General features: G+C 69.5%; 14 protein-coding genes. 4 read left to right on the top strand and 10 right to left on the bottom strand.

Annotated elements, in window-relative coordinates; all coding sequences use genetic code 11:
- Positions 1-54: 54 nt before the first annotated feature.
- Positions 55-1443, bottom strand: coding sequence for a class II 3-deoxy-7-phosphoheptulonate synthase (locus tag IEZ09_RS32315; RefSeq protein ID WP_189257593.1), 1389 nt, complete (start codon positions 1441-1443; stop codon positions 55-57).
- A 149-nt stretch (positions 1444-1592) separates the two neighbouring features.
- On the opposite strand from IEZ09_RS32315, the gene IEZ09_RS32310 reads away from it, so the two are divergent.
- Positions 1593-2600, top strand: a complete 1008-nt coding sequence (locus tag IEZ09_RS32310; protein ID WP_189257592.1) for a DUF2891 domain-containing protein — start codon at positions 1593-1595, stop codon at positions 2598-2600.
- A 117-nt stretch (positions 2601-2717) separates the two neighbouring features.
- Here the strand turns inward: IEZ09_RS32310 and IEZ09_RS32305 are convergent, their stop codons facing one another.
- From IEZ09_RS32305 to IEZ09_RS32295, 3 genes are all read right to left on the bottom strand, one after another.
- Positions 2718-3746 (bottom strand): 6-phosphofructokinase, encoded by a 1029-nt coding sequence (locus IEZ09_RS32305; RefSeq protein WP_189257591.1) that lies wholly within the window; start codon positions 3744-3746, stop codon positions 2718-2720.
- A gap of 76 nt (positions 3747-3822) precedes the next feature.
- A complete protein-coding gene (locus IEZ09_RS32300) occupies positions 3823-4335 on the bottom strand; it encodes a polyadenylate-specific 3'-exoribonuclease AS (RefSeq protein ID WP_189257590.1) in 513 nt (170 codons plus the stop codon).
- A 22-nt stretch (positions 4336-4357) separates the two neighbouring features.
- The gene (locus IEZ09_RS32295) at positions 4358-5092 is read right to left on the bottom strand and encodes a lysophospholipid acyltransferase family protein (protein ID WP_189257589.1); all 735 of its coding nucleotides are present in this window, start codon (positions 5090-5092) and stop codon (positions 4358-4360) included.
- Positions 5093-5271: 179 nt separating this feature from the next.
- Here IEZ09_RS32295 and IEZ09_RS32290 point away from each other — a divergent pair, with 179 nt between their 5' ends.
- Entirely contained in the window at positions 5272-5742 is a 471-nt protein-coding gene (locus IEZ09_RS32290; RefSeq protein WP_229813148.1) for a hypothetical protein, read from the top strand.
- A 66-nt stretch (positions 5743-5808) separates the two neighbouring features.
- A complete protein-coding gene (locus IEZ09_RS47535; protein WP_268247662.1) occupies positions 5809-5940 on the top strand; it encodes a hypothetical protein in 132 nt (43 codons plus the stop codon).
- 218 nt (positions 5941-6158) lie between these two features.
- Here the strand turns inward: IEZ09_RS47535 and IEZ09_RS32285 are convergent, their stop codons facing one another.
- Complete coding sequence (locus tag IEZ09_RS32285; RefSeq protein WP_189257588.1) at positions 6159-8471, bottom strand: beta-L-arabinofuranosidase domain-containing protein; 2313 nt, start codon at positions 8469-8471, stop codon at positions 6159-6161.
- 327 nt (positions 8472-8798) lie between these two features.
- On the opposite strand from IEZ09_RS32285, the gene IEZ09_RS32280 reads away from it, so the two are divergent.
- Complete coding sequence (locus tag IEZ09_RS32280; protein ID WP_189257587.1) at positions 8799-10496, top strand: M16 family metallopeptidase; 1698 nt, start codon at positions 8799-8801, stop codon at positions 10494-10496.
- Between the two features lie 273 nt (positions 10497-10769).
- Here the strand turns inward: IEZ09_RS32280 and IEZ09_RS32275 are convergent, their stop codons facing one another.
- The 5 genes from IEZ09_RS32275 to IEZ09_RS32255 are packed head-to-tail and all read right to left on the bottom strand — an operon-like array spanning position 10770 to position 14565.
- Complete coding sequence (locus IEZ09_RS32275) at positions 10770-11744, bottom strand: ROK family glucokinase (protein ID WP_229813147.1); 975 nt, start codon at positions 11742-11744, stop codon at positions 10770-10772.
- A complete protein-coding gene (locus tag IEZ09_RS32270; protein WP_189257586.1) occupies positions 11744-12094 on the bottom strand; it encodes a hypothetical protein in 351 nt (116 codons plus the stop codon). Before IEZ09_RS32270 ends, IEZ09_RS32275 begins: the two co-directional genes overlap by 1 nt.
- Positions 12095-12107: 13 nt before the next feature.
- Positions 12108-13316 (bottom strand): ArsA family ATPase, encoded by a 1209-nt coding sequence (locus IEZ09_RS32265; protein WP_189257585.1) that lies wholly within the window; start codon positions 13314-13316, stop codon positions 12108-12110.
- Positions 13313-13753 (bottom strand): SRPBCC family protein, encoded by a 441-nt coding sequence (locus tag IEZ09_RS32260; protein WP_189257584.1) that lies wholly within the window; start codon positions 13751-13753, stop codon positions 13313-13315. Before IEZ09_RS32260 ends, IEZ09_RS32265 begins: the two co-directional genes overlap by 4 nt.
- A gap of 23 nt (positions 13754-13776) precedes the next feature.
- On the bottom strand, positions 13777-14565 hold the full coding sequence (locus IEZ09_RS32255; protein WP_189257583.1) for a metallophosphoesterase family protein: 789 nt from the start codon (positions 14563-14565) through the stop codon (positions 13777-13779).
- Positions 14566-14598: the final 33 nt, after the last annotated feature.

Raw genomic sequence — 14598 nt, 5'->3', positions numbered from 1 at the left:
CCCGCGTTCTCGACGCGGGGCCCTTCGTTCTTCAGCTCCTCTTCAGGAAACTCGCTACGAGCGCAGCATCTCGGCGACGAGGAACGCGAGCTCGAGCGACTGCTGCGTGTTCAGACGCGGGTCGCACGCCGTCTCGTAGCGGCCGGCCAGGTCGTCGTCCGAGATCTCCTGCGCGCCGCCCAGGCACTCGGTGACGTCCTCACCGGTGAGCTCGATGTGGATGCCGCCGGGGTGCGTGCCGAGACGGCGGTGCACCTCGAAGAAGCCCTGGACCTCGTCGACGATCCGGTCGAAGTGCCGGGTCTTGTAGCCGGTGCTCGACTCGTGCGTGTTGCCGTGCATCGGGTCGCACTGCCAGATGACCTTGTGGCCGCTCGCCTCGACCTTCTCGACGATCGCAGGCAGCACGTCGCGCACCTTCTGGTTGCCCATGCGCGAGATGAGCGTCAGGCGGCCCGGCTCGTTGCGCGGGTCGAGGCGCTCGACGTACTCGACGGCCATCTCCGGCGACGTCGTCGGGCCGATCTTCAGGCCGATCGGGTTCGCGAGCATCTCCGCGAACGCGATGTGCGCGCCGTCGAGCTGACGGGTGCGCTCGCCGATCCACACGAAGTGCGACGACAGGTCGTACAGCTTCGGCTGGTCACCGGTGGTGTCCAGGCGCAGCAGCGCACGCTCGTAGTCGAGCAGCAGCGCCTCGTGCGACGCGAAGATCTCCGTGGCGTGCAACGACTGGTCGTTGACGCCGCAGGCCGACATGAACTTCAGGCCGCGGTCGATCTCGCTGGCCAGTGCCTCGTAGCGCTCGCCGGCGGGCGAGGTGCGCACGAAGTCCCGGTTCCAGTCGTGCACCCGGTGCAGGTCCGCGAGGCCGGCGCCGGTGAGCGCGCGCAGCAGGTTCATGGCCGCGCCGGCGTTGGCGTAGGCGCGGATCATGCGGCTGGGGTCGGGGATGCGCGCCTCGGGCGTCGCGACCAGGGAGTTGATGATGTCGCCGCGGTAGGACGGCAGGCCGAGCGCGTCGATGTTCGACGAACGCGGCTTGGCGTACTGGCCGGCGATGCGGCCGACCTTCACCACCGGCAGGCTCGCGCCGTAGGTCAGCACCACGGCCATTTGCAGCAGGGTCCGGATGTTCGCGCGGATGTGCGGCTCGGTGTTGTCCGCGAACGTCTCGGCGCAGTCACCGCCCTGCAGAAGAAACGCCTCACCGTTCGCGACCTGCGCCAGTTGCGTGTGCAGCCGGTCGATCTCGGCGGGCACGGTGATCGGCGGCACGCTCTCGAGCACGGTCCGCACGCGACGCACCTGTTCGGCGTCGGGCCATTCGGGCTGCTGGGCGGCCGGGCGCGACAGGGCGTCGTCCAGGCGCTTGCGCATCTCGGGAGGCAGCGGCGGAAGCTCGGGAAGCGTGTCGATGGGCACGTCCACGGTCCAGTTCACGCTGCTCATCCTAGTTGTCCCACACTGAGAGACCGGGCCGGGCCTGTCAGTTACCCCGTTAGGTGGCTGTGAGGTAGCCCAGCTGATGTCTGTTACTTGTCAACTATCAGCCTCTGCCCTATTGAGACGGCCCATTGCATGATGTGGCCATGAACGCCACCCGATTGGATGACGGCACCGCGACCCGGCTGCTGGCCATCGCGATCGACAACATCCAGCGCGATCACCCGGTGCACTGGACGCACGTCATCGACTGCGACGACCGGCTGATACCGCAGCGGGTGCTGCACCCGGTCTTCGCCGGGTCGTTCGACTGGCACTCGTGCGTGCACCAGACGTGGCTGGCCGTGCGGCTGCTCCGGCTGCGGCCGTCGTTGTCCGGCGCCGATCTGGCCCGCGACGCGCTGGACAAGCTGATCACGCCCGACAACTGCGCCGTCGAGGCCGCCTTCTTCGCCTCGCCGACGGGACGGCACTGGGAGCGGCCCTACGGGTGGGCGTGGCTGCTGCTGCTCGACGCGGAGCTGCGGACGTCCGGCCTGCCGTGGTCGGTGGCGCCGATCGCCGACGTGCTGCGCGACCGGTGGCTGGAGTGGATCTCGGCAGCACGGCTGCCGGTGCGGACGGGGACCCACGGCAACACCGCGTTCGCGACCGGGCTGGTGTTCGACGCCGCTCAGGCGAACGGGGATGCCGAGCTGGCTTCGGCGTGCGTCGACGCCGCGCTGCGGTGGCACCGGGACGAGACGGCGTACGGCGGGTTCGAGCCGGATGCCGCCGACTTCCTGTCGCCCGCGCTGACGACGGCCGACCTGATGCGCCGCGCGCTGGACACCTCGGAGTTCGGGGCGTGGTTCGACGCGTACCTGCCCGAGCTCGACTCGCCGCGGTGGCGCGTGCTGCGCGAGCCCTTCCCGGTCGACGACCCCAGCGATCCCTACGGCTCGCACCTCGCCGGGCTCGCGTTGTCGCGCGCGTGGAACTGGGAGGCGATCGCGGACTCGCTGCCGGCGGGGCACCGGTATGCCGAGCTGGCCCGCACCGCTTCCGCGGCTCACCGCGAGGCCGGGTGGACCTACGTCTTCGGCGGGCACGGCTACATGGCCGACCACTGGCTCGGCACCTTCGCCGCCTACCTCGACGTCAAAACCTTCTGACCTGCGCCAACACCTGCTTATGCAAAAGACGTTTGCGGTCGTCCGCAAACGTCTTTTGCATAACTGATATATCGGCTGGCCTGCGCGACGCTGCGGAGGCCGGCGATATATCGGATCTCAGGCGCCGAAGAAGACCTCGGCCTCTTCGTAGCGCTCCGTCGGAACGGTCTTGAGCTCGGCGGTCGCCTCGGACAGCTTCACCCGCACGATGTCGGTGCCGCGCAGCGCGACCATGGTGCCGAAGTCGCCGGCGGCGACGGCGTCGACGGCGTGCAGGCCGAAGCGGGTGGCGAGGACGCGGTCGTACGCGGTCGGCGTGCCACCGCGCTGGATGTGGCCGAGGATGGCCGCGCGGGACTCCTTGCCGGTGCGGTCCGCGATCTCCTCCGCGAGCCACTGGCCGACGCCACCGAGGCGGACGTGGCCGAAGGCGTCGCGCTCACCGGAGTGCAGCACCTCGGCGCCGCCCTCGGGCATCGCGCCCTCGGCGACGACGATGATCGGCGCGAACTCGCGCTCGAAGCGGCGCTCGACCCACTCGACGACCTTGTCGACGTTGAACGGGCGCTCCGGGACGAGGATGACGTTCGCGCCGCCGGCGAGACCCGAGTGCAGCGCGATCCAGCCCGCGTGGCGGCCCATGACCTCGACGACGAGCGCACGGTGGTGCGACTCGGCCGTGGTGCGGAGGCGGTCGATGGCCTCGGTCGCGATGTGCACGGCCGTGTCGAAGCCGAACGTGTAGTCCGTGGCACCGAGGTCGTTGTCGATGGTCTTCGGCACGCCGACGACGCCGATGCCGTCGTCGGTGAGGCGCTTGGCGACGCCCAGGGTGTCCTCGCCGCCGATCGCGATCAGCGCGTCGACCTGGTTCTCCGCGAGGACCTCGCGGATGCGGTCGACACCGCCGTCGACCTTGTACGGGTTCGTGCGCGACGAGCCCAGGATGGTGCCACCGCGGGTGAGGATGTCCTCGACGTCCGTGAGGCCGATCGGCTTGGTCAGGTTCTCGATCGGACCCTGCCAGCCGTTGCGGAACCCGACGATCTCCCAGCCGTGTGCCTTGATGCCCTTTCGGACGACGGCCCGGATCACGGCGTTCAGACCGGGGCAGTCACCACCGCCAGTGAGCACACCGATGCGCATCTGCTTGCCCAATCTCTCGTGTTCTGTGTCACTCAGACTTTCACGAGCTGTATCGGTGCAGCAACGCGGGTCTCACTTACCGGACGGGAAAACCGAGTTTCCGCCGGTGTTCCTCGATCACCTTCCACCTCGCGAGGTTGTGGCGGGCGTCGGCGAGGGCGTCGTGCGCGTCGGCCGGCGGGGCGGGCAGCTTGGGGCGCCCGACGTCCTCCCAGCGTTGGCGCAGGTCGCGGGTGAACCGGGGCAGGGCACGCGGCAACGCCGGCATCGCACCCCACAGCTGCGCCAGCGCGACGTGGTCGTAGGCGGCGAACCACGCCCACAGCTCCACCTCGTCACGGGCGGCGTTGCGGGCGCCGAGGAAGTCGAGCAGGTCCTCGCGGATGCGTTCGCGGCTGCGCCACGCCTTGTCCGCGGGCGAGGGCAGCTGGTTGAGGACGTTCTGCCGCACCCACGGCCCGGCGCGCTCGGGGTCGAACTCGGTGGACACGGCGTAGAACTCGCGGCCTTCCTCGTCGACCACACCGATCGACACGAGGTCGATCGTCACCCCGTCCTCGATGAACTCACAGTCGTAGAAGAACCGCACCGCGACACCCTAGGGGGTGCGGTCAGCTCGCCTTCGTCTCGGGCACCCGGTCGGCGGCCTTGCCCTGCTCGGGCACGGCCGTGGACTGCTCCTTCGCCTTCGCCGCGTAGACGTCGACGTACTCCTGGCCGGAGAGCTCCATCAGCGAGTACATGATCTCGTCGGTGATGGACCGCAGCACGAACCTGTCGCCGGACAGCCCCTCGTAGCGGGAGAAGTCGAGCGGCTTGCCGATCTTGATGCGGATCGGGTACGGCTTCCACATCTTCGAGCCGATGGGGTTGGCCTTGTCCGTGCCGAACATCGCCACCGGGATGACCGGCGCGCCGGACTCCAGCGCGATCCACGCGACACCGACCTTGCCCTTGTAGAGGCGGCCGTCGGGCGAACGCGTGCCCTCGGGGTAGATGCCGAGCAGCTTGCCCTCGCGCACGATCCGCACGCCGGTGTCGAGCGCGCCCTGGGCAGCCGAGGCGCTGGACCGGTCGATCGGCACCTGGCCGACGCCGGAGAAGAACCACTTCTGCAGCTTGCCTTTGAGTCCCGTGCCGGTGAAGTACTCGATCTTGGCGGGGAAGGTCACGCGCCGCGACAGCATCAGCGGCAGGAAGAAGGAGTCGGAGACGGCGAGGTGGTTGCTCGCCAGGATCGCGCCGCCCTCCTTCGGGATGTTCTCGGCGCCCTCGATGATCTTCGGCTGGAAGAACAGCCGGAGAATCGGCCCCAGGAGGATGTGCTTCATCAACCAGTACAGCACCTTGGGAAGCGCCTCCTCAGACCCCGCGAACCTTGATCCCGGCAACCAGCCTACGGAGCCGACCGCTGCTCACACAACGAGTCCCAAAGTAGTGCGTGACGGCCGGGACTGAGCCGACTGCCGTAACCCGCAACACATCCCGCCCGTGCAACGATGAGGGGTCAAGAGGGTTGCGGCACATGGAGAGGCTCTGGATGAACGCCCGGCGCGACTCGACCGACGGCCCCGAGAACGTCGACGAGCTCTTTGCCGAGATCGTCGCGGGTCTCGAACGGGACGGGGTCGGCAAGGACTGGCTCGACCTCGACGAGGCGAGCCCAGAGGACCTCAATCCACGCGACGACGCGACCGACGACTTCGCCTCCGAGCCCGCGGACGAGCCCGAACGGCGAGACCGCGACGACGAGGACCACTACGTCCCGCCGGAGCCGCCGCCGTTCCCGGTGCTGCGCGCGTCCACGATCGCGGCGCTCGGCCTCTTCGTGCTCGGCATCGTCCTGCTGGTCGCTCCCGGCATCTTCGGCCTGCAACCGCGCATCGGCACCCCGCTGTCGCTGGTGGCTCTCTGCGCGGGTGTCGGCTGGCTGATCCTGCGGATGCGCAACACCCCGCCGCCCGACTCGGGATGGGACGACGGCGCGCAGGTGTGACAGGTCACGTCCCGGTTGGTAACGGCGTGATAACGGCCACTCAAACCTTCAGATAACGATTCGGTCATGCCTACGGTGTCCGGCATGGACCAGATGCAGCACCTGATGATGGCCCGCGCCTTGGCAACCCTGAGCAAGAAGGACGCGGAGCGCGCCAAGCGCCGCCGCCCGCGCATCCTGCGCGTGCTCGGCCGCTGACCCGAAGCTTCTCCCCAGAGCCCTCCCCGGCTCCACGCTGACGCAGGCGTCCCCCGCGAAGGGGGACCCCTTGCTTTCATTCTCCTCGCGACGTCCGACAGTCCCGCGCCCTCAGCACGCGCGAAGCGGGCATTTCAGACAAGGTGTTCGCGGCGGGCGAACAGACCCCGACACGCCCGCCGCGACACCTCTCAAAGGCTGCGAAACCCCTGCCGGAGTCAGTTGGCCACCAAGCGCCAGCGGTTGTCCGCGCTGCCGTTGTCCGAATCCTGCACGACCTGCGCACCGGCGCTGGTGGAACCGTTGAGGATGCCGAGCAGCTTGCCGCTGTTGGCGTTGCGGACCTTGTAGGTGCCGTCGCCGTTGGCGATCAGGGTCCACCTGTGGTCCGCGGTGCCGTTGTCGGACCACTGCAGAACACGGGCGTTGTCGGCCGTGGACATGTTCTCCACGCCCAGCACCTTGCCGCTGTTGACGTTGCGCAGCCGCACGTCCGACCCGTCGGTGATCAGCTGCCAGTTGTGGTCGGCGGTTCCGTTGTCGTGCCACTGCACGGCCAGGCCGCCGTCCGCGGTGGACATGTTCTGGATGCCCAGCACCATGCCGGTGCCGGCGTTGACCAACCGGTAGCTCGTCGTGCCACCGCCCGTGCTCCAGTAGACGGTGTAGTTGAAGCCGTGCGCGTCGTGGAACGGTCCGAGGTTCACCTTCGTGCCGTTCGCCGTCGCGGTGAACGCCAGCGACGACGTGCTGGTGCGCGTGACGGAGTTGACGTCCAGCGACGGCAAGGCCGACAGGCTGGTGTTGCCGTAGTTGCCGGCCAGCACGACCGGGCCGTAGGTCAGCGCGACGACGTTGGCGTTGTCGTTGGAGGGCTGGACGGTCACGCGCATCGGCAGCCGCAGCGTCACGACGTCGCCGGACGTCCACGACCGCGTCAGGGACGCGTAGCTGCCGGGCGTGGCGGTCACGTTCTGCGCGACGCCGTTGACGCTGATGGTCGCGTCCGTGGTCCACGCGGGGATGCGCAAGCGCATCGTCCACGACCCGCTCGCGTTGCCGGTGACGGTCAGCGTCGTGGTGTCGCTCACCGGGTAACTCGTGCTCTGGGTGACCGTGATGCCGCGCGACGACCACGTCAGCACCGACGGCGCGTACAGGTTCACCGTGAGCGTGGTGCCGTTGAAGAAGTAGATGGAGTCTGCGAGCTTGGTGTTGGTCTCCAGGCCGGTGCCCTGGCAGCACCAGAACGTGCCGTAGTCCGTGCTCCAGTTGCCGCCGCCCCACGCCGGGCCGGTGTTGCCCCGCCGGTGGCCGGGGTTGAGGCCGGTGAAGTAGCAGATGTGGCCGTGCGGGTCGGCCGGGTTCTGCGCGCCGATCAGGTGGTTGAGCAGGGCGCGCTCGTAGTAGTCGAAGTAGGCCGCGCGGCCGGGGTCGGTCAGCCACAGCTCACGGGTCAGCTTGAGCATGTTGTAGGTGTTGCACTGCTCGCACGTGTCGGTGTTGAGGTAGCCGGCGATGGCGTTGGGCGCGCGGAAGTGCTCGGCCTGGCTGTTGCCACCGATGACGTAGGTGTGCGCGCCGACGGTGATGTTCCAGGCGTTGGCGGCGATGTCGTGGTAACGGGTGGTCCCGGTCGCCTTGTACTCGCGGGCCGCGCCGATCCACTTCGGGACCTGGGTGTTGGCGTGCAGGCCGCTCAGGCGGTCCTGGTTGGCCGCCAGCGGGTCGAACACCGCGGCGTGGTCGAACCGCTGAGCCGTCGTCAGCCAGCGAGAGTCGCCGGTCTGCTGGTACAGGTCGGCCAGCACCGCGTTCATGCCGCCGAACTCGGTGCCCAGGACGCTCTGCATCCGGCTGTAGGACAGTCTGGCCGTGCGCCAGTCCACCCACCCGGCCAGGCGCAGCAACACGTCCCGCGCCTGGGTGTTGCCGATGTAGCGCCACACGTCCAGCAGCCCGGCGAGGGTCTTGTGCAGGGAGTAGTACGACGCCGACTTCGGCGAGCCGGCCTCCATCGCGTCGAAGTCCGACTCCGGGAAGCCCGACAGGTAGCCGGTGTTGAACCCGGCCGCCGAGTTGTTCGCCTGACACTTGGCCAGCTCGGCCACCATGTAGTTCGCCCTGTCCCGGCACGTCGTGTCGCCCAGGACGGCCCACGCCTGCGCCCAGGCCGTGAGGAAGTGGCCCTGGCTGTGCGTGCGGAACGGGAAGTCCGGAGCTTCCCAGCCGCCCAGTGGCGCGGCGCCGTTGGTGGACAGCCGGTGGTTGGCGCGGAAGTTGTACAGCAGCCGGTCGACGTCCACGAACCGCAGGTAGGACAGCGTCCGGTTCTGGTTGTCCAGCCACCTGCCCGGCGTCAGCCGCACCTCGGACAGGTCGAACGGGTAGGCCGACACGCCCGCGTCACCGCGGACCGGGGGCACTGTGGCCGCCTGCGCCGAACCCTGCACCAGCGACGGCGCCGCGGTCGCGACGGCTGCCACACCCGCCGCCTGGAAGAGCCTGCGTCGACTCAACGATGAGGACATGAGGATGCTCCGGTTTCTTCGGCGAAACGGTGCGGTGGCGTTCCTGCGACGGAATGTAGCCACGACCTCACTCGGCGGTCAACGCTGGATGTTAACGCTAACTTGTGCATATACCGTCGAATGACGTTCGAATCGCTATCCAAGGGTTAGCGCTCACACGGCGGGTCGTCACTCCACGCTTCCTCTGGCGATCAAGCCCTGGGCCCGTGTCCCCCGATGAGACAGGTTGTTGTCGGCCGATCGGCCATTAGTGGCGCACGGGGATGGATGTCGATCACGCCGACAGTCACCTTGTACGCATCAAACGCGCTGATCGGGGGCTGGGTCATGATTCGACACATCGAAGTGGACGGCATCCCCACCATGATCGCGCCGACCCAAGGCCCCATGAAGGCGGGCCTGGTGTTCCGCGTCGGCATGGCTGACGAGACGCTGGCCACCTCGGGCATCACCCACCTCGTCGAACACCTGGCGCTCAGCGAGTTCGCGCTGCCCGACTCGCACGCCAACGGCGCGACCGGAATGATCAACACCCACTTCTACGTGGAGGGCGCGCCGGACTACGTCAGCACGTTCCTCACCCGCGCGTGCGACGCGATCACCGCGCTCCCGCTCGATCGGCTGGAGCGGGAGAGGACGATCGTGCGCACGGAGGCCGCGACGCGCGGCAGCGGCGCCGCCACCGAGATGCCGGTCTGGCGCTACGGCGCGCAGGGCTACGGTCTGGCGGGCAGTTGCGACTTCGGAGTCGAGACGCTGCGGGCGGAGGACGTCCGCGCGTGGGCCGCGGACTGGTTCACCCGCGAGAACGCGATGCTGTGGATCGCCGGTGACGACGTGCCACCCGGACTGCGCCTGCGACTCCCCGGCGGCGTTCGGCGCCCGGCACCGCCCGCGAAGTCGATCCTTCCGCTTCTGCCCGCCTACGTCGTCAACGGCAGCGGGCAGGTCATGATGGATGCCGTCGTGTCGCGGTCCATGAGCGCGAACGTGTTGTCGACGGTCATCGAGCGGCGGTTGTTCCAGACCTTGCGGCACGAGCGGGGCGGGTCGTACGTGACCGCCGCCGTCTACAAGTGGCTGAACTCCGAACACGGGACCATCACCGCACTGGCCGACACCCTGCCGGAGAACCAGGGCGTCGTGGTCAACGGCTTCATCGAGGTGCTGGCGGCGTTGAAAGCGGGCGACATCCCCGCCGCGGACGTCGAAGCCGGCAAGGCGGCGCTGCAGGAGTTCGTCCGCGACCCCGACTTCGAGGCGATCAGCCTGCGCAACGACAGCGCCGACCTCCTCAACGGCGGCCGGCCCCTGACCGTCGAGGAGCTGCTCGCCGAGTCGGACGCGATCACCACCGACGACGTGCACGCGGTCGCCGTCGAGGCGATGGGATCAGCACTGCTGCGGCTTCCGGAGGGGCACGAGGCCGACTGGGCGGGATTCGCGCGAGCCCCGCTGTTCTCCCCTGCCGCGGTCCCTGGGACCAAGTACGCCACCCACGAGTCCTCCGACGAGAGCATCGTGGTCGGCACCTCCGGCGTCAGCCTGATCACCCCGCACGGGCCGATCACGATCCGGTACGACCAGTGCGTCGCCGCGGAAGCGTGGCCGCACGGCGCGCGCAGGCTGGTAGGCGCGGACGGCTTGATCGTCGGCATCGACCCGAGGTACTTCGCCATCGACCAGAAGGCGATGGCGATGATCGACGCGGGGGTGCCTCCCTCGGCGGTGATCTGGCGGCCGGCGCTCCCGGACGAGCCGGAGAAGCCGGCGAATCCCGTGGCCGAGGAGCCCCGGACCGAGCAGCGGCCTGTGCGCTCCGTGCTGAGGACCTCGGTCCGGGTGATGACCGGGATCGTGTTCACCGCGTGGTTCGTGTTCGCGCTTCTCGCGACGGCCGGGGTGGCGACGAGAAGCGACGCGGACGCCACCGACTGGGTCGCGATCGCCCTCATCTGGTTCATCGGCTGGCCGTTCAAGAACGCCGTGCTTCGCTACCTCACGAAGCTGCGAACTGCGCACTGACCGCATTCCAACCGATATATCAGTTTGCGGCACGGCCGCTGACCTGGACCTTAGCAATGAGTCTTTGGACTTCGTCCGCAAAAGACTCGTTGCAAGGGATTCGAACAGGGCGGGTCAGCCGCGCCGGGCGGCACGGCTGGATCGGTGGCTTGACACCGCCGACTCGAAGGAGGCTCAGGACGCGACAGGATGCCCGCCCGACGACTACCGGCGCATGCAAAGTCGTCGAACGTGCAGCGGCCGCACGGCGACGTCGAGGACAGCCGGTGGCAGTCAGGAGCGGCGTGAGCTGTTGCGCGTCATCGAGGCGGTCATCTCGCGGGCCAGGGTCGCCGCGCCCACGATGCCTGCGTCGTCGCCGAGCTGCGCGGTGCGGATGCGGGCGAGCGGGCGGTGGCCCGCGCCGGTCACCACGGCGGCGTAGCGCTCGCGGGCGTCGTCGAGGAACAGCGGTGCCGACTCCGACACCCCTCCCCCGATGACGATCACCTCGGGGTCGTAGACGTCGGCCACCAGTGCCAGGCCCTCGCCCAGCCAGCGGGCCAGGTCGGCCATCGCGCGCTTGGCCAGCGGGTCGCCGTCGCGGGCCGCTCCGGCGACGCGGCGGCCGGTCACCGCGCGAGAGTCGCCCGCGGCTTCACGGGCCAGGACCGTCGAGACGCCGGGATGCTTGGCCAGCAGTTCCACCGCGGTGGCCGACAGGGCCGTGCCGCTGCAGTAGCGCTCCCAGCAGCCGTTCTTGCCGCACGGGCAGGGGCGGCCGTCCGGGACGACGCGCAGGTGGCCCAGTTCGGGGGCCACGCCGTGGGCACCGCGGAAGACCTCGCCGTTGAGCAGCAGCGCGGCGCCGATGCCCGTGCCGATGGCGACCAGCACGGCTGTGCGGGCGCCGCGCGCGGCACCGAAGCGGTGTTCGGCGAGGGCGGCGGCGTTCGCGTCGTGTTCGAGCACGACGGGCATGCCCAGGCGGTCGCTCATGCGGTCGGCCACGTCGGCCTGCCGCCATGCCAGGTGGGGCGCGAAACGGACCGTGCGGCGGTCCGAGGCGATGAAACCGGCCACGGCGAGACCGACGGCGTTCACCGCGTGGCGGTCCGCCACCTCCTCCACGGCGGCGACGATCGCGTCTTCGAGGGCGCGTTCGCCGGCCGGTGTCGGGGCGCGTGAGGTGTCGAGCACCGAGCCGCGCGCGTCCACGACGCCCGCGCGCACGCTGGTGCCACCGATGTCCACTCCTACGGTGAGCACTAGTCGCTCTTCCTGACGACCTTGATGTGCTGCACCCGCTGCCCGGAAGGCTCCTCCGCACCACCGGAGGGTTCCGGCGGAGGCGGCGGTGCACCGGGTTCGCGCAGGGCCGCGCGCAGCACCGCAATCAGGCCAGCCGCGTGTTCGGCGGCCTTCGCGGCCAGCTCGGAGCGGTCGCCGCGCAGCAGCGCCACGCCGTTGCACAGCGGGCACCAGCCGCACGTCTCGGGCGTGTGCGAGCCGTCACCCGCCTCCGCCACGCGCTGCAGCCACGGCTGCATGCGCTCGGCGGCCGCGTCGATGAGCAGCCGCAGCTCCTCGGCGAGCTTTCCGGTGTTGTCCTGAGTCATGAAAAGCTCCTGATCAGCGCCACAGCGAGGGGTCTGGGCGGAACCCCACCGTCACGCCACCCGAGTCCATCTCCGCGCCGGTCACGATGCAGCGCCTCAGCAACGAGGGCAGCGCCACGAGCCGGCGCCGGCCGTCGACGGTCAACGCCAGGTCGTCGCCCACGCGCGCGAGGTCCAGCTCCGTGTCGTCGGCGAGCGGCAACGCGATCCGCAGCGAGTATCGGGCGTCGAGACCACGTCCGCTGCCCGACACCTCCAGCAACGAGTCCCGCACGGCGGCACCGGGCAACGGGTCCTCCGAGCCGTAGAGCTGCGAGGCCACCTCCAGCAACGCCGGCACACCGACAGGCTCGGAAGCCCGGTGGTCGACGGTGCGGATCTCACCGATGCCGGTCAGCTCGGCCAGCACCGCGTCCTGCTCGTGCCTGCGCGTCCGCAGCCACGTCGCGGCGGCACCACGCGCGGAACCCGGCGACGGCACCAGCCGGTTCGCGATGACGCTGTCGACTCGGATTCCCTGCAACGCCAACGCGGTCAACGTTCGCCGCGTCTCGGCCGCGACGACCCGTTCCGGCGTCAGCACCAGCCGCACCGAGCACGACGACGGATCGGCGAGCATGCCCCGCAGCGCGTCCAGCCGTTCCGCGAGCCTGCTCAGCGCGTCGGCCGTCGCGTCCCACTTCTCGACGGTCCCGGTGCCCGCGACACCGGCCAGCAGCCCGCGCACCACCCGCCGGTGCGTCGGGAAGAGCCGTTCCAGATAGCCCGCGAACGCCTCTGGCAACGACAGCAGCCGCAACGTCTCCGCGGTCGGCCCGCAGTCGACGACCACGACCTCCCACGGGCCGCTCGACGCCAGCCGCCGCACCTCCGCGAGCGCGAGAAGTTCCTCGACGCCCGGCAGCACGGTCAGCTCCTCGGCGTCGAGCTCGTCGACACCCGCACCCGCGAGCACGGTCCGCAGGTGGCCGCGCAGCTCGCCCCAGGCCTCGTCGACGAGACCGCGCGGGTCGATCTGGCACGCGAACAACCCGTCCGCCGTGTCCACTTCGGACGGTGAGGCGCCCAGGCGGACGTCGAGGGCGTCGCCCAGCGAGTGAGCGGGATCGGTCGACACCACGAGCGCCTTGCGGCCGTGCGCCGCCAGCGAGGCCGCCGTCGCGGCGGCCAGCGTCGTCTTGCCGACCCCGCCCTTGCCGGTGAAGAGCAGGACCCGGCTCAAGCCGCCTTCTCCGCGCGCTTCTTGAGCTCCTTGAGCGCGGTGTCGAGGATCAGCTTCTCGGCCTTGCGGCGGAACAGCCCGATCATCGGGATCACGAGCTGCACCGACAGCGTGTAGGTGACCTTGGTGCCGGAACCGGACGGCTCAAGCACGTAGCTGCCGTGCTGGGACTTCTGCATGGTGCCCTTGACGAGGTCCCACTGCACCGACAGACCGTCCGCGGCCCAGTCGTACTTCAGGACGTACTCGTCCTTGACCGGACCCTGGTCGATCGCGAAGCGCACCTGCTCCGCGCGGCCGTCGTCGCGGGCGTCGAGGACCTCGACCTCTTTCATCCCGTTCGCCCAGTCCGGGTACGACGGGAAGTCCGCGATGATCGCCATGATCTTCTCAGGCGGCGCGTCGATGACGATGGACTGAGTGGACTCGTCGGCCATGTGTGAGGAGGTTACTCGCGTCTTTACCAGTTGAGGACGTGAGGCTTGCCGCTGCGCTGGAAGTGCCCGACGTTGACGCATTCGGTGTAGCCGATCCGCACCCGCCGGGCCAGCGGCTGGTGCACGTGCCCGAACACCGACCAGCGCGGACGCTCGCGCAGGATCTTCTCCAGCGCGGGCCGCGAACCCCATTCGGGACGGCGCGCGACGACGTCGTAGGTCAGATCGGCGACCGCGGGCGGGATGTGCGTGCACAGCACGTCGACCGGGCCCATCCGGTCGAGGGCGTCCGCCATGTCCTCCTCCGTGCGCAGGTACGGGAACCACGGCGCGTTGGGGTTGCGCACGAGTCCGGGCAGCATCAGCCCACCGCCCGCGAACCCGAACTTCAGCCCGCCGATCTCCACCGCGTCGCCGTCGACGACGTGCACACCGTCACCGGCGAACTGCGGCCACAGGTGCGGACTGTCCACATTGCCCGGTGTCGCGTACGTCGGCGCCGACATCGCCGAGAACAACGCGTGGTACTGCTCCAGCACCGCCTCTTCCACCACGGAACGGGCGTCGGAGAGACCGTCCCAGAGGGACCGGATGTAGCTCGCCGTGTCGGCACGCCTGGTGCCGCGTCTCAGCTCGGCGAAGATCCCCACCTTCTCGGGCCCGAAAACGCGCCCGAGGATCCCCTTGGAATGGTCGTGGTAGTCGACGAAGTCGATCAGGTCGCCCAGCACGACGAGCGCGTCGGCACCGTCACCTGCTCGCGCCAGCGCCTCGGCGTTGCCGTGGACGTCCGAAACCACGTGAACCCGCACGGTCCCCAACCTAGTTCGTGAGACGCGCGTCAA

The organism is Lentzea flava, assembly GCF_014648475.1.
Classification (GTDB): domain Bacteria; phylum Actinomycetota; class Actinomycetes; order Mycobacteriales; family Pseudonocardiaceae; genus Lentzea; species Lentzea flava.
The sequence above is the reverse complement of the archived record's forward strand: the minus strand, read 5'-3'. Positions and strand labels throughout refer to the sequence as shown.

Bases quoted from the DNA above. Each gene is read 5' to 3' on its own strand.
- IEZ09_RS32310 (WP_189257592.1), top strand. From the start codon at position 1,593: ATGAACGCCACCCGATTGGATGACGGCACCGCGACCCGGCTGCTGGCC.
- IEZ09_RS32305 (WP_189257591.1), bottom strand. From the start codon at position 3,746: ATGCGCATCGGTGTGCTCACTGGCGGTGGTGACTGCCCCGGTCTGAAC.
- IEZ09_RS32290 (WP_229813148.1), top strand. From the start codon at position 5,272: ATGGAGAGGCTCTGGATGAACGCCCGGCGCGACTCGACCGACGGCCCC.
- IEZ09_RS47535 (WP_268247662.1), top strand. From the start codon at position 5,809: ATGCCTACGGTGTCCGGCATGGACCAGATGCAGCACCTGATGATGGCC.
- IEZ09_RS32285 (WP_189257588.1), bottom strand. From the start codon at position 8,471: ATGTCCTCATCGTTGAGTCGACGCAGGCTCTTCCAGGCGGCGGGTGTG.
- IEZ09_RS32280 (WP_189257587.1), top strand. From the start codon at position 8,799: ATGATTCGACACATCGAAGTGGACGGCATCCCCACCATGATCGCGCCG.
- IEZ09_RS32270 (WP_189257586.1), bottom strand. From the start codon at position 12,094: ATGACTCAGGACAACACCGGAAAGCTCGCCGAGGAGCTGCGGCTGCTC.
- IEZ09_RS32260 (WP_189257584.1), bottom strand. From the start codon at position 13,753: ATGGCCGACGAGTCCACTCAGTCCATCGTCATCGACGCGCCGCCTGAG.